This window comes from Streptomyces sp. NBC_00016 (assembly GCF_045040885.1).
GTDB lineage: Bacteria > Actinomycetota > Actinomycetes > Streptomycetales > Streptomycetaceae > Streptomyces > Streptomyces coriariae.
This window is the reverse complement of record NZ_CP108304.1, coordinates 3,164,861-3,184,078: the sequence shown is the minus strand read 5'-3', so window position 1 is coordinate 3,184,078 and position 19,218 is coordinate 3,164,861. Positions and strand designations below refer to the sequence as shown.

Below are 19,218 nucleotides of genomic sequence, written 5' to 3'. Positions count from 1 at the left end.
GCCCGGCTACCGTCCTCTTGGCGTCCCTCTGCGGTCCGCCGCCCCCTGCCGACCCTGCCGACCGCCGACAGCCGCCGACCGTCGGCTGCGGCCCAGCACGAAGGCCGTGTCGTACGCCTGCGGGGACAGCCTTGCGCGGACGTCGTCCACCGTGCGGACGACATCGGGGTCGCCCAGGAGGACCGTGCCCCGCAGGCCCGCGGCGGCGCCCAGGAGCTCGGCCGCGCGCTCGGGCCGCGGGGCGATGGAGGCCAGGGCGTCGGCCAGATCGGCCAGCGCCAGGACGTCGAACGACTCCAGGGCCGGCGCACGGGCCTGCTCGAACCACTCGCGGGCCGTTTCGTCCTGTCCCTCCGCGGCGGCAGTGCGCCCCAGCCCGACGAGGAGCCGTACCGTCTCGCTCGTGCTGAACCAGGTGGCGGTGCACAGCTCCAGACCGCTCTCGTAGTGCACGCGCGCGTGGGCGGTGTTGCCGGACAGCCGGGCCACGTCACCGAGGCCCCGCCGGGCGCCGGCCACCTTGTCGGGCACACCCGCCGTGCGGGCCAGGGCCGCGGAGCGGGTGAAGTGCGCGGCCGCCTCCTCGGTGTCGCCCCGGTGCAGCAGCACGGTCGCGCGCGAGCGCAGCAGGTCCGCGATCTCCTCCGGGGCCTCCAGTTCCCGCACGTACGCCAGCCCCTCGTCGAGCAGCTCCAGTGCGCGCGCGTGGTCGCCGCGGCCGTCGGCGAACAGGGCCAGCGGATCGAGGCAGTTCGCCATGCCCCAGCGGTCGCCGGTGGCCCGGAAGCCCTCCAGGGAACGGGCGAAGGAGGCCTCCGCGACGGGCGCGCGGCCGGCGTAGACCTCCTGGTAGGCCAGGCCGAGGTCGAGCAGTGCGTGACCCCACGGCTCGTCACCGACCTGGACGCGGACCTGCTCGTCCGCGGCGAGCAGGGGGCCGCCGGTGAGCGACCACACGATCACGGTGAACGGCAGCCGCAGCGGCCGGTTCAGGGACCGCATCACGGCCACCGCGCGCGCGACACGCGCCGCCTCGCCGGGGTCGTCGCCCCGCCCGGCGACGGTGTTCATCAGACAGAGCGCGTACTCCTCGGTCGGCTCGCCGGGCGGCTCGTCCCCCACGGCCGCCAGCAGCGCGCGGGCCTGCGGCAGCTGCTCGCCGTGCAGCCCGCGCAGCCGCCGGAACCAGGTGAGCGTCGCCATGAGCCGCAGGGCGGCGGCGGGATCGGTGGCGGTCAGCAGGCCCATGGCCGCGTCCAGGTTGTCGTGCTCGGCGTCCAGCCGGGCCAGCCAGGGGAGCTGGTCCCGGCCGCGCAGATACGGTTCCGCCCGCTCGGCCAGCCGCAGGAAGTACCGGGCGTGCGCGTCCCGCAGGGCCGGTTCACCGGCGCATTTCTCCGCGGCGAACACCCGGATCGTCTCCAGCATGCGGTACCGGCCCTCGGCCGCCGCCGGGCTCTCGGTCACCTCCAGGAAGGACTTCTCCACCAGCGAGGCCAGCAGGTCCTCCGGGTACGGCAGCCCGCACACCGTCTCCACCGCGTCCAGCGTGGCACCCCCGGAGAACACCGTGAACCGGCGGGCCAGCTCCCGCTCCTCCTCGTCCAGCAGGTCCCAGCTCCACTCCACGACGGCGCGCAGCGTGCGGTGCCGGGGCGCCTTGGAACGGTCGCCGCGGGACAGCAGCCGGAACCGGTCGTCGAGCCGGTCGGCCAGCTCGTCCGGGGTCAGGGTGCGCAGCCGGGCCGCCGCCAGCTCGATCGCCAGCGGCAGCCCGTCGAGGGCCGCGCAGATGCCGGCCACGCGCGCGTGGCCGTCGAAACCGGGCCGCACGGCACGCGCGCGGTCCAGGAACAGCCGCACCGCGGGGTCCGGCGGCAGCGGCGGCACCGGGACGAGCACCTCGCCGGTGATCCCGAGCGACTCCCGGCTCGTCGCCAGCACCCGCACCCCGGGGCAGGACGCGAGCAGCAGGGCCGTCAGCCGGGCCGCGTCCTCGACCAGGTGCTCGCAGTTGTCGAGCACCAGCAGCAGCTCGCGGTCCTCCAGCACCGCCGACAGCCGGCCCGCGCCGTCCCCGGCGGGTGTACGGAACCCCTCACGCACCCCGAGCGCCGCGAGCACGGCGTACGGGATCCGCGCTCCGTCGGAGAGCGGCGCCAACTCGACGAAACACACGTCCTCGCGAGTCGCCGAGGGGGAGGGGAGGAGCGGCGCCTCGCCACGCGCGCGTGCCGCCTCGATCGCCAGCCGCGTCTTTCCGGCGCCGCCCGGTCCGGTGAGGGTGACGAGCCGCGCCCCGGACAGCGCCTCGGCGATCCGGGCCAGTTCGCTCTCGCGGCCGACGAAGCGGGTGAGCTGCACGGGCAGGGAGGGCCGCCCGGATCCGCCGCCCCGGAGGAGCTCCAGGTGGAGCGCGGCCAGCTCGGGCGACGGGTCGGCGCCCAACTCCTCGGCGAGGACCCTGCGGGCCTCCTCGAACACCGTGAGCGCCTCGGCGGGCCGCCCGCCCGCGTGCAGGGCCCTCATCAGCAGTCCGTACAGCCGCTCGCTCAGCGGGTGCGCGGTCAGCAGGCCCCGCAGCTCGGGCACCGGGTCGGGCCCGGTGCCGAGCAGGAGATCCGCCTCGACCCGGTCCTGTACGGCGCTCAGCCGCAGTTCGTCGAGCCGGAGCCGCTCGGCGTGCGCGTCGGGGAGGTCGGGCAGGGCCGGTCCGCGCCAGAGGGCGAGGGCCTCGCGCAGCAGGGTGGCCGCCCCGGCAGGGTCCCCGGCGGCGAGAGCGGCCCGCCCCCGGCCGGTCAGCCGCTCGAAGCGGTGGAGGTCGACGGCGTCGGGCGGGACCGCCATCCGGTAGCCGGCGGGTGTGGCCTCGATCTCCGCGTGCGGGGCCAGGCGGCGGCGCAGCCGGGAGATCTGGGACTGGAGCGCGTTGCCGGCTCCCGAGGGCGGCTCGGCGCCGTACAGACCGTCGGTCAGGCGCTCCACGGAGACGCCGCGGCCGGCCTCGAGCAGCAGGAGGCTGAGCAGGGCGCGGGGACGGGGACCGCCGGGGTCGACGGGTGTGCCGTCGCCGGTGCGGAGGTCGAGGGTGCCCAGGATGCCGAAGCGCATTCCCCGGAGTCTGGCAGGCGGCGGGCGCCGGGACATCGCGATCTGGGGGCACCGGGATCACGGGCACCGCGATCAGAGGCGGTGCGATCAGAGCCGTCGCGATCAGAGGCGGTGCGATCCGGGGCACCGGGATCCGGGGCACCGGGATCCTGGGCGCAGCAGAAAGCCGGCCCACCTGGGTGGACCGGCTCTATGCAGCGAACCAGCAGTGGCCGCGCGCGTTGGGGTTCCCCCCGGCTCGAGCGGAGTCGAGAGTGGGGGGATATGCGTCAGCGCGAGACCTTGCCGGCCTTGATGCACGAGGTGCAAGCGTTCACGCGCTTCGGCGTCCCGCCCACCACGGTACGGACGCGCTGGATGTTGGGGTTCCAGCGACGGGACGTACGGCGGTGCGAGTGCGAGATGTTGTTGCCGAAGCTCGGCCCCTTGCCACAGACGTCGCAGTTGGCAGCCACGGGTCACTCCAAAGACTTCAGATGCACTTACGGATGATCCCGGCATGCCGGGATCAGGATCTAGGATCTGAGTGGCGCTGCCAGGGGGATGGCCCGATGCGGATCGGGCAACCGGAGCAGCATACAACGACTGCGCCAGTGCAACGAAACTACCATGGCTGCTCAGGGCCCTGCCCCCCGCCCCGGTCGGCCCCCGCCCGCTCCTGCCCGGCCCGCTTTCCGGCGGACACCGGCCCGGGGTCTACGCTGCGTCCAGTCCAGCAGCCCGAGGAGGCGCAGGTGGCGCAGGTGCCGCAGACATTCTTCGATGCTCTCGCGGTGCGCACCTGGTGCGGCCTGGCGCTCACGGCGCTGGGCCGGGCGCGCGAGGAGATCGACGCGATCAACGTCTATCCGGTCGCGGACGGGGACACCGGCACCAACCTGTACCTGACCGTCGAGTCCGCGGCGACGGCCGTCGAGGCGGTGTTCGCCGGCTACGAGGCCGGTTCCGGCGCCGGCTCCGTGCCTGCCGGGAAGCCCTCTCTCGCCGACGCAGCGCGCGCGATGGCGCACGGCGCGCTCATCGGGGCGCGCGGGAACTCGGGGACGATCCTCGCGCAGCTGCTGCGCGGTATGGCCCAGGTGCTCACCGCCGAGGGTGAGACCCCGCACACCGACGGGAACGGGCTGGGCCTGGCTCTTCGGCACGCGGCCGACTCCGCCCGCCAGGCCGTCGCCCACCCCGTCGAGGGCACCGTGCTGTCGGTCGCCTCGGCCGCCGCCGACGCGGCGGAGGGAGCCGAGGGGGACTGCGGGACGGTCGCCAGGGCGGCCTACCGGGGGGCGTGCGTGGCGCTCGCCGCCACCCCGGGCCAGCTGGCCGTCCTGGAGCGCGCCGGAGTGGTGGACGCGGGCGGCCGGGGGCTGGTCGCGGTCCTCGCGGCGTTGGTGGAGACGTTCACCGGGGAGGTGCCGGAGCTCTCGGCCGCCGTGTCGGCAGCCGCCGCCGCGGCCGCGGCCCACGGGCGCGTGGAAGCCGCACGGGCGGCGGACCGCGCCGACGACGGGCCGGACGGTGAAGGCCGCCAGGACGGTGAAGGCCGCGGGGACGGTGAAGGCGGTCCCGCCTTCGAGGTGATCTATCTGCTGGAGGCCGAGGACAGGGCCGTGGCGCGGCTGCGGCAGCGGCTGGACGCCCTGGGCGACTCGCTGGTCGTGGTCGGCGGCGACGGCCTGTGGAACGTGCACGTGCACGTGGACGACGCGGGCGCCGCCGTGGAGGCGGGCGTCGAGGCGGGCCGGCCGTACCGGATCCGCATCACCCACTTCGGCGCCGACGACGCGCACACGCGCGGGGGTGAGCGTCCGCCGCGCGAGCGCGTCCAGCGGGCGGTCGTCGCCGTGGTGCCGGGCGAGGGCCTGGCCGGGCTGTACACCGAGGCGGGCGCGACCACCGTGCTCGCGCGCCCCGGGGAGCCGCCCGCCAGCGGAGAGCTCGTCGAGGCCGTACGACGGGCACACGCGCGTGAGGTCGTGCTGCTGCCCAACGACGCCGATCTGCGGCACACCGCCGCCGCGGCCGCCGAACAGGCCCGCACGGAGGGCATCCGGGTGGCGCTGATCCCCACCCGGTCCGCGGTCCAGGGGATCGCCGCGCTGGCCGTGCACGAGCCGGACCGCCGCTTCGACGAGGACGTGGTCTCCATGACCTCGGCGGCGGGCGCCACCCGCTACGCCGAGGTCACCGTCGCCGAGCGCCAGTCGTGGACCATGGCCGGCATCTGCCAGGCCGGTGACGTCCTCGGGCTGATCGACGGCGACGTGGCCGTCATCGGCTCCGATGTCACCGCCGCCGCCGAGACCGTCCTGAACCGCATGCTGGCGGCGGGCGGCGAACTCGTCACCCTCGTGCTCGGCGACGAGGCGCCCGAAGGTGTCGCCGAGCGCCTGGAGGCACGGGTGCGGGAGGCCTACCTCGCCGTGGACACGGTGGTGTACCGGGGAGGACGGCAGGGTGCGTTGGTGTTGATCGGGGTGGAGTAGAGGCGACGCAGGGGGTGCAGCAGGGGCGCCGTACGGGCGTGAGGCAGGGGTGCAGCAGGGGGTGAGGCGGGCGGACGGCCGCGTCACGAGCGGTCCCGACGACCGTCGCGCCCGGATCGTTCAACGATCCTTCTGTTCCTCCGCCGCCTGCAACAACTGCTCCGCCTCGGCCCGCCGCGCCCGCACCGTCCCGTGCTCCCCGTCCTCGTCGCTGCCGCCGTAGGCGTCCGGGTCGGCATCGGCCTCGGCGTAAGCCCGCAGCACCGCACGCGCGCGTACCGCCGCCGCCGCGGGGCGTCCCAGGTCGGTCTCCAGCCAGCCCGCGGCCAGCTCCGCGCCGGTCCGGGCGTGCACAGTGCCCTCGCCCAGGGCGACGAACACCGCGACGGCCTCGGCCATCTGGGAGAGCGCCTCCTCCAGGGTCGCCCGGATCGAGTCGTCGTCGGCGTCCTCGGCGGCGGAACGGGCGAGCAGGTCGCCGAACTGGCGGTGGGTGTGGCCGAGTTCGGAGACGAGCCGCAGCCGCGCCTCGTCGTCGTCCGCCGCGTCGAACGCGTCCGCGCACTCCTCCACGGCACTCGTCATCAGGTCGCGCGCCGCGTCCGTCCCGTCCTCGGTGCGCAGGGCCAGCCACGCGCGGGCGCGCAGCGAACGGACGAGCCCGTGGACGTTGCCGAGTCCGCGCCACAGCTCGCCCGCGCGGGCGTAGGCCTGGTCCGCCTCGGTGGGCAGACCGGCCTGGCCGAGCGACTCGGCGGCCAGGTGGGCGAGGGTCGCGTGGTCGTGCTGCTCGGGCCAGTGCCGGGCGATCTCGGCGGCCTGGAGCCGGCGTTCGGCGGCGTCCCGGTGTTCCCCCAGCTCGCTCAGACAGTCACCCAGCCACCACTGCGTCTGGACGACCGCGCCGTCGCCGTGCGTCTCGGCGGTCAGCTCAGCCAGCGCGGACTCCAGCACCTCCGCGGCCTCGGCCCAGCGGCCCTGCCGCACCAGGAACCCGCCGAGCTGGTGCCGCGCCCACGCGCCGAGCGTGGGGCCCGCGCCCGCCTCGTCCGCCCAGTGCGCCGCCTCCAGGGCGTTTTCCGCGGCCTCTTCGGCCTCCCCCCGGCCCCCGACGACCTCGGCGAGCTGGAGGTGCAGCTGGGCCCGCCCGACCGCCTCCAGGTACGGTCCGCCGTGCTCCAGGGCCGCCCGCAGGGCCCGCTCCGCTTCCCTCATGTCACCCAGCTGATGGGCGAGACCGGCCAGTCGGGCCTCGTACTCCACGGCGAACCACGGCAGACCCGTCGCGATGAACTCCGCCGCGGCCCGCGCGAACAGCTCCGCGCCCGCCTGCGGGTTCCCGGAGTGCGTCGCCAGCTCCGCCAGCATCGCGTGCCCCTCGGCGACCCGCGCGGCGAGCCGTACGTCGGTCCCCGCGCGCCCCTCGACGAGCGCCAGAAGCTCGCGCACCGCCGCCTCCGCCTCCGCGAGAACCGCCTCGTCGACGACTTCCCCCTCGGCCTCGTGGACGCGCCGCATCAGGATCCGCGCCCGGCCCATCAGCACACCCGCCGCCTGCGGCACCTCCGTGTCACCCTCGGCGTACAGCGCGAGCACCCGGTCGTACGGCTCGGCGACCGCCGCCAGCGCCTCGTCGATCTCGCCGGTCAGCGCACGGACGTACGCCGCACGCGAGCGTGCCGCCAGGGCCTCGCCGGGGTCGCCCGCCCGCGCGTACAGCTCGGCGGCGTGCTCGAACGCCTCGGCGCCGTCCGGACCGAGACCTATCGCCTCGTGGTCGGCGATCTCCGCGCGGTCACGCGCCTCCAACTCGACGCCGTCCACCTCCTCGGCCAGCCGGGCCACCCGCGCCCACGCCTCGACGGCATGCGGCTGGAGCGTGTCGGACAGCCGCTGGGCCTCGGCGAGCAGGACCGCCAGGTCCGGTTCGACGGCCTCCTGAACCGGAGCCGGAGCGGCCGCCCCGGTCGCCGCCGCGGCCACGGCGGAGGCGGGACGAGCCGCCCGTACACCCAGCGGCAGTCGCTCCACCAGCGGCTGCTGGGCCATACGCGCGCGTGCCCGTTCGCTGACGTACGACGTGCCGTTGCGCTCGTCGAAGCGCGCGGCCAGCGCCAGGGCCTCCACGCGCGCGTGCTCCGCGAGTTCCAGCGCCGTCCACTCCCGCCCGGCCGGCCCGGGCACCCGCTGACCGGCGAGACCCAGCTCGGACAGACGCTCCATGAGCAGCACCACCACGCTCAGGAACTCCAGCTTGCTGTGCGGATGTCCCTCGTCCGTGAAGTACGCCGGCCGCTCCGCGAGCAGCTCCAGGCCCCGCGCCTCGTTGCCGGTCAGCGCGCAGAACTCGACGTGGTCGGCGTAGGCGCCCCGCATGCTCTCCATGGACCGCACCAGCCGGAAGCCCCGCAGATGGTGCGCGCGGGCCTCCTCCGGGCGACCGAGGCGCAGCAGCGGCACCAGGGACGAGGCGAGCACCGTGTGCGGCTCGTGCGCGCAGGTGTACTCGCCCTCCAGGACCGGCGCCCACAGCGCGAGGGCCTCCGCGTCGCGACCCCGCTCGGCCTGCCACCAGCCCTGTCCGTGCAGCTCGCACGCGTGACAGTCGGCCATGGTGTCCCGGTCCGCGGCCAGCCACGCGGAGAACGCCCGCTCCGCCCGCTCCACGTCGCCCACGTGCGCGGCCACGCTGAACTCGGCGCTGCGCACCGCCCGCGTGGAGTGCCCGGCGAGCCGGTAGCGGTGCTCCATCTCGCCGAGCCACTTCTCGACCGACGCCAGCGGCACGTGCGGCTGGTCGAGCATGCCGGCCGACATCCACTTGAAGACCCAGTGCAGCGAGTGCGTCTCGTACTCGTCGAAGTCCTCGGGCCGCTCGTCCCACATGCGCAGCAGCCGCGCGAACGGGACGAACATCTTCGCCTTCTCGGAGCTGTAGTTGTAGACCTTCAGCTGGTGCCCGAGCGCCTCGATCACGGCGAGCGGGATGTCGAGCCTCTCGGCCTCCACCAGCAGCTGCTCCGCGCGCGCGTTGCGGGCCGGGCCCTCCGGCTGCTCGCCGTTCTCCGCCATCGCCCGGCGGAGGGAGTCGAAGTCCGTGATCTCGCTCATCAGTGACCGCCCTGTTCCTCTGTCGGCTCCCCGGGTGCCGACTCCCCGTGCGTGGCCCATTCCAGGAGGCCTATGAACGCCCGGTTCAGCAGCGCCGAGTCCGCGGGCCGCAGGGGGCGCTGCGCCATCAGCAGCGCCTGCCCGTACAGCGACTCCGTGGCGGTGCCGACCAGCTCGGGATCGTTCAACGAACTGATCCGCCGTATCAGCGGGTTGAGATGGTTGAGCACCAGACGCGCGCGCGGCGCGCTCCCGCGCAGCGAGCCCAGAATGCCCGCCCACAGGTCGTCGGCCTGCGCCTCGGCCTGCGCGCGTGCCTGCTCGTGCCGGGCCCCCCGGTCGTCGAGATGCAGCGCGGGCACCGACAACGGGAGGAAGGCCCGCAGGACGACATCGCAGCCCAGCGGGTCGAGCTTCGCCCGCGCGGCCGCCAGGAAGCCCGCCAGCGCCAGCTCGTCGGCCGCGGCGACGGTGTCCAGGTGGGCGGTCACGGTGTCCGCGTCCAGCTCGGCGACCACCGTCCCCGGCCGCACCGACGGCAGCGCCTCGACCAGCTCGCTGTCGTACGTGTAACCGCCGTTGACCACCCCGACGCCCTGCGCGGACGCGATCGGCGCGACCTGCCGGTACTCCTCCACGGTCCGCGTGAAGTGCACCACCGGATGCCGCTGCGCGAACTCCTCCAGCGACAGCCGCCCGTCGGTCGTCTCGAAGGGGAGCCACGGCAGCATCGTGCGCAGCATGTCCTGGTCGTGCCGCGCCAGGGACTTCACGCCCAGGTGGTGCACCTCCAGGAAGGCCGCCAGTCGTTGCGGATCACCGGCGGCCAGACCCGTCAGCCACGACCGGATCCTTTCCCCCAGCGCCTCCCGGACCGCCGCCAGCGTCTCGTCCTCGTACAGCGACTCGCGCGAGGCCGTCGGCCGCAGACTGTCGGTGTCCAGGACACAGCGCACGAAGAACGCCCAGTCGGGCAGCAGCTGTTCGCCCCGCTCGGTCAGCAGCATCCCCTTGAGGTGCACCCGGTGACCCGCACGCTGCGCAGGGCTGACCGCCGACGGCAGCACGTAAGCCACCCCCCGGACCCCCGCCACCGGCAGGTCGAGCTCCACCGAGTCCAACGGCGTGAACCCGAACAGCTCGTGACAGTGCCGGGCCAGGGCCACCCGCCGGTTGGCGGGGGAGGGGTAGGACCGGTTCCAGGGCGCCGGCAGATCGGTGACCGCCTCGTCGCCGACCCGGACGTCGTAGGGCAGCAGCGATCCGAAGTCCCGGGCCAGCGCCAGCACCCGCGGCTCCGTGAGCCACTCGCCGGCACCGGCCCGCGCCACCAGATGCACGGTGGTGCCCGGCTCGGGGCGCTCCTCGTGGGGCAGCGTCCGCACGGTGTAGGAGCCGTCGTCGCGCGCCGTCCACTCCACCGGCGGCGCGTCCGGCGTGCGGGCGCTGCGGCTGACCACGCGGATCCGTTCGGCCACCACGAAACAGGCCAGCAGCCCGATGCCGAACTGCCCGAGGAAGTCCGAACGGACGTCCTGGAGCCCCTCGGCGCGCTTGGAGCTGCGCCCGATCGTCGCCAGCAGGCTGTGCACGTCGGCCTCGGTGAGTCCGACGCCGGAGTCCTCCACCCGCAGCCGGCCCTCGGCCGCGAACAGCCGCACCCGCGCCGGGGCGTCGGGCTCCTCGGCCCGCCGCGCGGTGATCGCGTCCACGGCGTTCTGGAGCAGTTCCCGCAGGTAGACCTTGGGGCTGGAGTAGAGGTGATGGGACAGCAGGTCCACCAGACCACGCAGGTCGACCTGGAACGTGTGAGGCGGCTGGGATGCCTGGGATGACTGTGAGGTCTGGGAGTCCATCGCTGCAGCGCCGCGGGCTGGGGGAGGAGCACGGCGCGGGGTCGGGCGGTCCCGGTGGGGCGGTGACCGCGGATGATGGCCGGAGCGCGCCATCCTAGAGCCCGAACGAGCCGTCTGACCAGGGGTTTCGGGATACGTATACGGCAATGTCAGTGGCGTGGTGTGCAATGGATCTCGTGCCCGCGCTGAAAGAACCACTGCAACAACCACTGAAGTCAGTGCTCGGCCCCGCCACCGCGAAGGTGATGGCCGAGCACCTCGGCCTGCATACCGTCGGCGACCTCCTGCACCACTACCCCCGCAGATACGAGGAGCGCGGCCAGCTCACCCACCTCGCCGACCTCCCCATGGACGAGCACGTCACCGTGGTCGCCCAGGTCGCCGACGCCCGGCTGCACAGCTTCGCCTCGGCGAAGGCCCCCCGGGGCAAGGGCCAGCGCCTGGAGGTGACCATCACCGACGGCAGCGGCCGGCTCCAGCTGGTCTTCTTCGGCAGCGGCGTCCACAAACCCCACAAGGATCTCCTGCCGGGCACGCGCGCGATGTTCTCGGGCAAGGTCTCGGTCTTCAACCGCCGCCTCCAGCTGGCCCATCCGGCCTACGAACTGCTGCGGGCCGACACCGACGAATCGGTGGAGACCTGGGCGGGCGCCCTCATCCCGCTCTACCCCGCCACCGCGAAACTGGAGTCCTGGAAGATCGGCAAGGCGATCCAGACCGTCCTGCCCAGCGCGCAGGTGGTGCTCGACCCCCTGCCGGACTCGCTGCGCGACGGCCGCGGCCTGGTCTCCCTCCCCGAGGCCCTGCTGAAGATCCACCGCCCCCACACCAAGGCGGACATCGCCGACGCCCGCGCCCGGCTGAAGTGGGACGAGGCGTTCGTCCTCCAGGTCGCGCTCGCCCGCCGCCGCCACGCCGACGCCCAACTCCCGGCCGTCCCCCGCGTGCCCGCCGCCGACGGCCTGCTGACCTCCTTCGACGTTCGTCTCCCCTTCACCCTCACCGAAGGCCAGCAGAAGGTCTCGAAGGAGATCTTCGACGACCTGGCGACGGACCATCCGATGCACCGGCTGCTGCAGGGCGAGGTCGGTTCGGGCAAGACCCTGGTCGCCCTGCGCGCCATGCTCGCCGTGGTCGACGCCGGCGGGCAGGCCGCCATGCTCGCCCCCACCGAGGTCCTCGCCCAGCAGCACCACCGCTCCGTCGTCGAGATGATGGGCGAGCTGGCCGAGGGCGGCATGCTGGGCGGGTCCGAGCGGGCCACCAAGGTCGTGGTACTGACCGGGTCCATGGGCACGGCCGCCCGCAGGCAGGCGCTGCTCGACCTCGTCACCGGAGAGGCCGGCATCGTGATCGGCACGCACGCGCTGATCGAGGACAAGGTCCGCTTCCACGACCTCGGACTGGTCGTCGTCGACGAACAGCACCGCTTCGGCGTCGAGCAACGCGACGCGCTGCGCGGCAAGGGCAAGCAGCCCCCGCACCTGCTCGTCATGACGGCCACGCCCATCCCGCGCACCGTCGCCATGACCGTCTTCGGCGACCTGGAGACGTCCGTCCTCGACCAGCTCCCGGCCGGCCGCTCGCCCATCGCCAGCCATGTCGTCCCGGCCGCCGACAAGCCGCACTTCCTGGCCCGCGCCTGGGAGCGGGTCCGCGAGGAGGTCGGCAACGGCCATCAGGCGTACGTGGTCTGCCCGCGCATCGGCGACGACGTCGACGAGCCGGGGAGCCCGAAGAAGGCCGGCGCCAGGAAGAAGTCCCCCGAGGACGAGGCCGAGAAGCGGCCGCCGCTCGCCGTCCTGGACATCGCCGACCAGCTCGCCAAGGGGCCCCTGCACGGCCTCGGGGTCGAGGTCCTGCACGGCCGCATGCCCCCCGACGACAAGGACGCCGTCATGCGCCGTTTCGCCGCGGGCGACACCGACGTCCTCGTCGCCACGACCGTCATCGAGGTCGGCGTCAACGTCCCGAACGCCACCGCGATGGTGATCATGGACGCCGACCGCTTCGGCGTCTCCCAGCTGCACCAGCTGCGCGGTCGCGTCGGCCGGGGCGCGGCGCCCGGGCTGTGCCTCCTGGTCTCCGAGATGCCGGAGGCGAGCGCGGCCCGCCAGCGCCTCAACGCCGTCGCCGCCACCCTCGACGGCTTCGAGCTCTCCCGGATCGACCTCGAACAGCGGCGCGAGGGCGACGTCCTGGGCCAGGCCCAGTCCGGCGCCCGCTCCAGCCTGCGCGTCCTCGCGGTCATCGAGGACGAGGAGGTGATCGCGGAGGCGCGCGAGGAGGCGGCCCGCCTGGTCGCCGCGGACCCGGAGCTGGAGACCCTGCCCGGCCTGCGCACGGCCCTGGACGCCCTGCTGGACGAAGAACGGGAGCAGTACCTGGACAAGGGCTGAGGCCGGCCGCCGAAGACGCGGGGCGGTCCCGGTGCGCGGCTGCGCCGCCGGTGCGTGACGGTCCACGGCCCGCGGCCGCTCCCGCCGGAGCGCACCCGCACACCTGCGCCTGCCAGACTGGACGGGTACCCGCCCCCGAACAAGGACCCCGAGATGACCCGCGTGATCGCCGGCGCAGCCGGTGGACGTCGCCTGGCGGTTCCGCCGGGCACCGGCACCCGCCCCACCTCCGACCGCGCACGCGAGGGTCTCTTCTCCACCTGGCAGTCCCTGCTGGGCGGCCCCCTCGGCGGCGAACGCGTCCTCGACCTGTACGCGGGCTCCGGCGCCGTGGGCCTGGAGGCCCTCTCCCGGGGCGCGGGCCACACCCTCCTCGTCGAGGCCGACGCGCGGGCGGCGCGCACGGTCCGGGAGAACGTGAAGGCCCTCGGCCTGCCCGGCGCGGAGGTCAGGGCCGGCAAGGCCCAGCAGATCATCCAGACACCGCCGACGGACCCGTACGACCTCGTCTTTCTCGATCCCCCGTACGCCGTCTCGAACGACGATCTTCGGGAGATTCTGCTCACACTCCGCTCGGGGGGCTGGCTCGCGGCCGATGCCCTCGTCACCGTGGAGCGCAGCACCAGAGGCGGGGAGTTCCCCTGGCCGGACGGCTTCGAGGCACTTCGGGCCCGTCGCTACGGCGAGGGAACGTTTTGGTACGGTCGCGCCGCCTCTACGTGCGAAGACGCACGATGACCGGACTGGAGAGCGAGGGACCACAAGTGCGCCGTGCCGTCTGTCCCGGGTCGTTCGACCCGATCACCAACGGACACCTCGACATCATTTCCCGCGCCTCTCGTCTGTACGACGAGGTCTATGTCGCGGTGATGATCAACAAGGCCAAGAAGGGCCTGTTCGAGATCGACGAGCGGATCGACCTGATCCGCCAGGTCACCGCCGAGTACGGCAACGTCCGGGTCGAGGCCTTCCACGGCCTCCTCGTCGACTTCTGCAAGCAGCGCGAGATTCCGGCCATCGTCAAGGGCCTGCGGGCGGTCAGCGACTTCGACTACGAGCTGCAGATGGCCCAGATGAACAACGGCCTGTCGGGCGTCGAGACGCTGTTCGTGCCGACCAACCCCACGTACAGCTTCCTCTCCTCCTCCCTGGTCAAGGAGGTCGCCACCTGGGGCGGCGACGTCTCCCACCTGGTGCCGCCGCTGGTCCTCGAAGCACTGGGCGAACGGCTCAGGAAGGACTGACTCCGGGACCGGTTCGCTGACGGCTCGTCACCCGGTGTCCGGCGGACACCTCATGGCCGTACAGTCGTCCCGTCCGTCTCCAACACAGCGCAGAGAGTGGCGAGCAACCGGTGGACGTGCAGAAGAAGCTCGACGAGATCGTCACGGCGGTCTCCAGTGCCCGGTCGATGCCGATGTCGGCCTCGTGCGTGGTCAACCGCGCGGACCTGCTCGCCCTGCTGGAAGAGGTGCGCGCGGCCCTTCCCGACTCCCTCGCCCAGGCCGAGGAGTTGATCGGCGGCCGTGAGCAGATGGTCGAGCAGGCCCGCCAGGAGGCCGAGCGGATCATCTCCACCGCGCACGCCGAACGCGGCTCCCTGATCTCCGACACCGAGATCGCCCGTCGTTCCCAGTCCGAGGCGGACCGCATCCTCGCCGAGGCCCGCAAGGAGGCCGAGGAGGTCCGCGCCGAGGCCGACGACTACGTCGACTCCAAGCTCGCGAACTTCGAGGTCGTCCTCACCAAGACGCTCGGCTCCGTCGGCCGCGGCCGCGAGAAGCTCCTCGGCACCGGACCCGGCACCGACGAGCACGGCTACGAGGACGAGGACGCCCCCGAGCGCAGCCACGACCCCGAGACCCTGCGCCGCGACGCCGACGCCTACGTCGACACCAAACTCGGCGCCTTCGAGGCGGTCCTCGCCAAGACCCTGGACGCCGTCGGCCGCGGCCGTCAGAAGCTGCACGGCCGTATCGCCACGGACGACCTCGGCGCCCTCGCCGACGACGCCACGATGTTCCAGCACTCCTCCGACGCCGACTACCTCGCCGACCTGACCGCCCTCGCGGAGCAGGACGCCGCGGCGGCGCAGCCCGTCCAGCAGCCGTACGAGCAGCCGGAACCGCAGCCGGCCTACGGCTACCAGCAGCAGACGGACCCCTACGGCGGCTATCAGCAGCAACAGCAGCAGGGCTACGGCCAGCAGGACGCCTACGGCTACCAGCAGCAGGCCGACCCGTACGCGTACCAGGGCTACGACACCCAGCAGGCCCCCTACGACCCGAACCAGGCCGTGCAGCAGCCCCAGCAGCAGGTCCAGCAGGGATACGCCCTCGACGAGACCAGCCTCTTCGACACCGGCATGATCAGTGCCGAGCAGCTGCGCGCCTACGAGCAGGAACGCGGCCTGTAGCACCGGGGCAGCCCGGGGAAAGGCCCCGGATTGGGCTGTGGGCGAATGCTCCAGTATCCTGGCTCTTCGGTCGCGTGTACGTCCGCGATCACAGCTGCCCGCAGCACCGTAGTAGGGCAGCGTCCCCCGAGCTCAGAAGATCGAAAGCAGGAATGGCCCTGAACGCCCGCCTCGACCACCGCAAGCCTCTCGTGTTCGACACGCACGAGCTGGGGCGGCGTCCTGGTGCGCTACAGCGCCTGACCCGCGAGTTCGACGCTCCCCGGGATCTCGGGATCCAGGGAGTGATCGGAGTGCCGGAAGGCGCCCCGGTGGAGCTCGACCTCCGACTCGAGTCGGTCATGGAAGGTGTGCTCGTCACAGGCACCGCCCGTGCGCAGGCCGAGGGGGAGTGCGTAAGGTGTCTGGAGCCGCTGGAGCTGGAGCTCGAAGCGGACTTCCAGGAGATGTTCTCGTACCCTGACGCCGACGACCGGGGCCGCCCCAAAGCGGAGCCGGTCGACGACGCCGAGGAAGACGAGGACAGGCTCTTCATCGAGGACGGCTTGTTCGACCTCGAACCCGTGCTGCGTGATGCGGTGGTGCTCGCACTGCCGCTGCAGCCGGTGTGCCAGGACGACTGTCTGGGCCTGTGCTCCGAGTGCGGAGCGCGGCTCACGGACGACCCGGACCACCACCACGACGCCACCGACATCCGTTGGGCGGCATTGCAGGGACTCGCCGGTTCACTCGAAGACGGCGAGAAGGACGAGATGAGTGGCGAAGCGCCTCGATCGGCGCGCGCCAACGAGAAGCAGGAGAAGTAGCCGTGGCTGTTCCGAAGCGGAAGATGTCGCGCAGCAACACGCGCCACCGCCGGTCGCAGTGGAAGGCTGCGGTCCCCACCCTGGTTGCGTGCGAGCGCTGCCACGAGCCCAAGCTGCAGCACATTGCGTGCCCGTCTTGCGGCACCTACAACAAGCGCCAGGTTCTCGAGGTCTGAGCGGCTGGTGAGAGGCTCCATGTCTGACGCCAAGGCGGACACGACCGCCAAGAAAAAGGCGGAGAACACGGCCTCGTCCCACACGCTTCTGGAAGGGCGGCTCGGCTATCAGCTCGAGTCCGCCCTTCTGGTGCGTGCGCTGACCCACCGTTCCTTCGCATACGAGAACGGCGGTCTGCCGACGAACGAGCGGCTGGAGTTCCTCGGGGACTCCGTGCTCGGCCTCGTCGTCACGGACACGCTGTATCGCACCCACCCCGACCTGCCCGAAGGCCAGCTGGCCAAGTTGCGGGCCGCGGTGGTCAACTCGCGTGCGCTGGCGGAGGTCGGCCGTGGCCTCGACCTGGGCTCCTTCATCCGGCTCGGCCGGGGTGAAGAGGGCACGGGCGGCCGGGACAAGGCATCCATCCTCGCCGACACCCTCGAAGCGGTGATCGGCGCGGTCTATCTCGATCAGGGCCTCGACGCGGCCTCCGAACTGGTGCACCGCCTGTTCGACCCGCTGATCGAGAAGTCCTCGAACCTCGGTGCCGGCCTGGACTGGAAGACCAGTCTCCAGGAGCTCACCGCGACCGAAGGTCTCGGCGTCCCCGAGTACCTGGTCACGGAGACCGGCCCCGACCACGAGAAGACCTTCACTGCTGCTGCCCGCGTCGGAGGCGTCTCGTACGGCACCGGCACCGGCCGCAGCAAGAAGGAGGCGGAGCAGCAGGCCGCCGAGTCCGCATGGCGGTCCATCCGGGCCGCGGCGGACGAGCGTGCCGAGGCGGCGAAGGCCGTCGAGGCCGTCCCGGCCGCCGACGGCAGCCCGGACCCGGAGTCCGCCTCCGCCTGACGAACAGCGGCACAGCAGAAAAGTAGAACAGCAGTACGAGACGAGCGCCCGCCCCCCGCTGGGAGGCGGGCGCTCCGTACGGGGGATCCCATGCCCGAGTTGCCCGAGGTCGAGGTCGTCCGGCGCGGTCTGGAGCGGTGGGTCGCCCATCGCACGGTCGCCGACGCCGAGGTGCTGCACCCGCGTGCCGTACGCCGTCATGTCGCCGGCTCCGACGACTTCGCGCACCGGCTCAAGGGTCACCGCATCGGCACCCCCAGCCGCCGGGGGAAGTATCTGTGGCTGCCGCTGACGGACACGCACCAGGCGGTCCTCGCCCACCTGGGTATGAGCGGGCAGCTACTGGTCCAGCCGCACGAGGCCCCCGACGAGAAGCATCTGCGCGTCCGGGTGCGCTTCGCGGACACGGTGAACACCGAGCTGCGCTTCGTCGACCAGCGCACCTTCGGCGGGCTGTCGCTGCACGACACCACCCCCGACGGCCTGCCGGACGTCATCGCGCACATCGCCCGTGACCCCCTCGACCCGCTGTTCGACGACGAGGCGTTCCACCAGGCGCTGCGGCGCAAGCGCACCACCATCAAGCGCGCCCTGCTCGACCAGTCGCTGATCAGCGGGGTCGGCAACATCTACGCGGACGAGGCGCTGTGGCGTGCCCGTCTGCACTACGACCGTCCGACCGCGAACTTCACCCGTCCCCGCACGCTCGAACTCCTCGGCCATGTCCGGGACGTGATGAACGCGGCCCTCGCCGTGGGCGGCACCAGTTTCGACAGCCTGTACGTCAACGTCAACGGCGAGTCGGGCTACTTCGACCGCTCGCTGGACGCGTACGGCCGTGAGGGACTGCCCTGCAGGCGGTGTGCCACGCCGATGGTCCGGCGCCCGTGGATGAACCGGTCCAGCTACTTCTGCCCGAAGTGTCAGAAGGTGCCGCGCGTCCCGTCGTAGCGCTCGCGGGCGGCCAGTACGTCACCCATGCGCCCCTCCACGCAGTGGATGAGGGACAGCAGCCGCTCGGCAACCTCGCGTCCCAGCGGTGTCAGTTCGTAGTCCACGCGGGGCGGGTTGGTCGGCTGGGCCTCGCGGTGCACCAGGCCGTCGCGCTCCAGCGCGTGCAGCGTCTGGGACAGCATCTTCTCGCTCACGCCGTCCACCCGGCGGCGCAACTCGTTGAAGCGCAGCGAACCCTCGTACAGCGCCCCGAGCGTGAGTCCGCCCCAGCGGCCCGTGACGTGCTCCAGCGTGCCGCGCGAGGGGCAGGCCTTGGCGAACACGTTGAACGGGAGGTCCTGGTCCTCCGCGCGCTCCTGGGTGACGTCCATGGCCCAAGCATACTCGAAGGCAGCGCTATCTGGCAGGTTGCACTAACCAAAAGTTAGTGCTTTCCTGTGGTCACCGCATTCGACCTGCCCTGTTCGAGGAGTGCCGCATGTCCACGCCCGTTATCGCTGTCGCCTACCACTCCGGCTACGGCCACACCGCCGTGCTCGCGGAGGCCGTCCGTGCCGGGGCCGCCGACGCCGGGGCACAGGTGCGTCTGATCAAGGTCGACGAGATCACCGAGGAGCAGTGGACCCTGCTGGACGGCTCCGACGCGATCGTCTTCGGCTCGCCGACCTACATGGGGACCGCGTCCGGTGCCTTCCACGCCTTCGCCGAGGCGACCTCCGCGCGCTGGGCCACCCAGGCGTGGAAGGACAAGCTCGCCGCCGGGTTCACCAACTCCGGCTCCAAGAGCGGCGACAAGCTGCACACGCTGCAGTTCTTCCAGATCCTCGCCGCGCAGCTCGGCATGCACTGGGTCAACCTCGGCCTGCTGCCCGGCTGGAACAGCAGCACGGCGTCCGAGCACGACCTCAACCGCCTGGGCGTCTTCCTGGGCGCGGCCGCGCAGACCAACGTCGACGAGGGCCCGGACGCCGTCCACAAGGCCGACGTGGCGACGGCGGAACACCTGGGGCGGCGCGTCGCCGAGACCGCGAAGGTCTTCCTGGCCGGCCGCGCCCAGGCTGCTTGATCGTTTCT

General features: G+C 72.9%; 15 protein-coding genes. 10 read left to right on the top strand and 5 right to left on the bottom strand.

Annotated elements, in window-relative coordinates; translation table 11 throughout:
• Positions 1 to 6 precede the first annotated feature (6 nt).
• Both OG933_RS13880 and rpmB read right to left on the bottom strand, forming a co-directional pair.
• Positions 7 to 3,111, bottom strand: a complete 3,105-nt coding sequence (locus OG933_RS13880) for an ATP-binding protein (RefSeq protein ID WP_405627322.1) — start codon at positions 3,109 to 3,111, stop codon at positions 7 to 9.
• 269 nt (positions 3,112 to 3,380) lie between these two features.
• The gene (gene rpmB, locus OG933_RS13875; RefSeq protein ID WP_013000438.1) at positions 3,381 to 3,566 is read right to left on the bottom strand and encodes a 50S ribosomal protein L28; all 186 of its coding nucleotides are present in this window, start codon (positions 3,564 to 3,566) and stop codon (positions 3,381 to 3,383) included.
• Between the two features lie 279 nt (positions 3,567 to 3,845).
• On the opposite strand from rpmB, the gene OG933_RS13870 reads away from it, so the two are divergent.
• On the top strand, positions 3,846 to 5,591 hold the full coding sequence (locus OG933_RS13870) for a DAK2 domain-containing protein (protein WP_405627321.1): 1,746 nt from the start codon (positions 3,846 to 3,848) through the stop codon (positions 5,589 to 5,591).
• A 120-nt stretch (positions 5,592 to 5,711) separates the two neighbouring features.
• Here the strand turns inward: OG933_RS13870 and OG933_RS13865 are convergent, their stop codons facing one another.
• Entirely contained in the window at positions 5,712 to 8,702 is a 2,991-nt protein-coding gene (locus tag OG933_RS13865) for a tetratricopeptide repeat protein (protein ID WP_405627320.1), read from the bottom strand.
• Complete coding sequence (locus OG933_RS13860; protein ID WP_405627318.1) at positions 8,702 to 10,558, bottom strand: HSP90 family protein; 1,857 nt, start codon at positions 10,556 to 10,558, stop codon at positions 8,702 to 8,704. The genes OG933_RS13865 and OG933_RS13860 overlap by 1 nt, the downstream gene beginning before the upstream one ends.
• A 167-nt stretch (positions 10,559 to 10,725) precedes the next feature.
• On the opposite strand from OG933_RS13860, the gene recG reads away from it, so the two are divergent.
• The 8 genes from recG (at position 10,726) to mutM (ending at position 18,141) form a co-directional block, all read left to right on the top strand.
• Positions 10,726 to 12,957: an ATP-dependent DNA helicase RecG gene (gene recG / locus OG933_RS13855; protein WP_405627317.1), complete on the top strand. Its 2,232-nt coding sequence runs from the start codon at positions 10,726 to 10,728 to the stop codon at positions 12,955 to 12,957.
• Positions 12,958 to 13,110: 153 nt separating this feature from the next.
• Positions 13,111 to 13,695 (top strand): 16S rRNA (guanine(966)-N(2))-methyltransferase RsmD, encoded by a 585-nt coding sequence (gene rsmD / locus OG933_RS13850; RefSeq protein WP_054239751.1) that lies wholly within the window; start codon positions 13,111 to 13,113, stop codon positions 13,693 to 13,695.
• Between the two features lie 26 nt (positions 13,696 to 13,721).
• A complete protein-coding gene (coaD, locus tag OG933_RS13845; protein WP_314219165.1) occupies positions 13,722 to 14,201 on the top strand; it encodes a pantetheine-phosphate adenylyltransferase in 480 nt (159 codons plus the stop codon).
• Between the two features lie 110 nt (positions 14,202 to 14,311).
• Positions 14,312 to 15,373, top strand: a complete 1,062-nt coding sequence (locus tag OG933_RS13840; RefSeq protein ID WP_362531447.1) for an ATP synthase F0 subunit B — start codon at positions 14,312 to 14,314, stop codon at positions 15,371 to 15,373.
• Positions 15,374 to 15,525: 152 nt separating this feature from the next.
• Positions 15,526 to 16,179 carry a DUF177 domain-containing protein gene (locus tag OG933_RS13835; protein ID WP_020128730.1) on the top strand — a complete coding sequence of 218 codons (654 nt, stop codon included), beginning with the start codon at positions 15,526 to 15,528 and terminating at the stop codon, positions 16,177 to 16,179.
• A gap of 2 nt (positions 16,180 to 16,181) precedes the next feature.
• Entirely contained in the window at positions 16,182 to 16,355 is a 174-nt protein-coding gene (gene rpmF, locus OG933_RS13830; RefSeq protein ID WP_007493396.1) for a 50S ribosomal protein L32, read from the top strand.
• Positions 16,356 to 16,374: 19 nt separating this feature from the next.
• Positions 16,375 to 17,190, top strand: a complete 816-nt coding sequence (gene rnc / locus OG933_RS13825; protein ID WP_054239747.1) for a ribonuclease III — start codon at positions 16,375 to 16,377, stop codon at positions 17,188 to 17,190.
• A 90-nt stretch (positions 17,191 to 17,280) separates the two neighbouring features.
• Complete coding sequence (gene mutM, locus OG933_RS13820) at positions 17,281 to 18,141, top strand: bifunctional DNA-formamidopyrimidine glycosylase/DNA-(apurinic or apyrimidinic site) lyase (RefSeq protein ID WP_405627315.1); 861 nt, start codon at positions 17,281 to 17,283, stop codon at positions 18,139 to 18,141.
• Here the strand turns inward: mutM and OG933_RS13815 are convergent.
• Complete coding sequence (locus OG933_RS13815) at positions 18,114 to 18,515, bottom strand: helix-turn-helix domain-containing protein (RefSeq protein ID WP_362531453.1); 402 nt, start codon at positions 18,513 to 18,515, stop codon at positions 18,114 to 18,116. The two genes, mutM and OG933_RS13815, sit on opposite strands and share 28 nt — an antisense overlap.
• A gap of 107 nt (positions 18,516 to 18,622) precedes the next feature.
• On the opposite strand from OG933_RS13815, the gene OG933_RS13810 reads away from it, so the two are divergent.
• On the top strand, positions 18,623 to 19,210 hold the full coding sequence (locus tag OG933_RS13810) for a flavodoxin family protein (RefSeq protein ID WP_362531456.1): 588 nt from the start codon (positions 18,623 to 18,625) through the stop codon (positions 19,208 to 19,210).
• Positions 19,211 to 19,218 lie beyond the last annotated feature (8 nt).

Coding starts and splice junctions, on each gene's coding strand:
- OG933_RS13880 (WP_405627322.1), bottom strand. CDS start 3,111: ATGCGCTTCGGCATCCTGGGCACCCTCGACCTCCGCACCGGCGACGGC.
- OG933_RS13865 (WP_405627320.1), bottom strand. CDS start 8,702: ATGAGCGAGATCACGGACTTCGACTCCCTCCGCCGGGCGATGGCGGAG.
- OG933_RS13860 (WP_405627318.1), bottom strand. CDS start 10,558: ATGGACTCCCAGACCTCACAGTCATCCCAGGCATCCCAGCCGCCTCAC.
- recG (WP_405627317.1), top strand. CDS start 10,726: ATGGATCTCGTGCCCGCGCTGAAAGAACCACTGCAACAACCACTGAAG.
- rsmD (WP_054239751.1), top strand. CDS start 13,111: ATGACCCGCGTGATCGCCGGCGCAGCCGGTGGACGTCGCCTGGCGGTT.
- OG933_RS13835 (WP_020128730.1), top strand. CDS start 15,526: ATGGCCCTGAACGCCCGCCTCGACCACCGCAAGCCTCTCGTGTTCGAC.
- rnc (WP_054239747.1), top strand. CDS start 16,375: ATGTCTGACGCCAAGGCGGACACGACCGCCAAGAAAAAGGCGGAGAAC.
- mutM (WP_405627315.1), top strand. CDS start 17,281: ATGCCCGAGTTGCCCGAGGTCGAGGTCGTCCGGCGCGGTCTGGAGCGG.
- OG933_RS13815 (WP_362531453.1), bottom strand. CDS start 18,515: ATGGACGTCACCCAGGAGCGCGCGGAGGACCAGGACCTCCCGTTCAAC.
- OG933_RS13810 (WP_362531456.1), top strand. CDS start 18,623: ATGTCCACGCCCGTTATCGCTGTCGCCTACCACTCCGGCTACGGCCAC.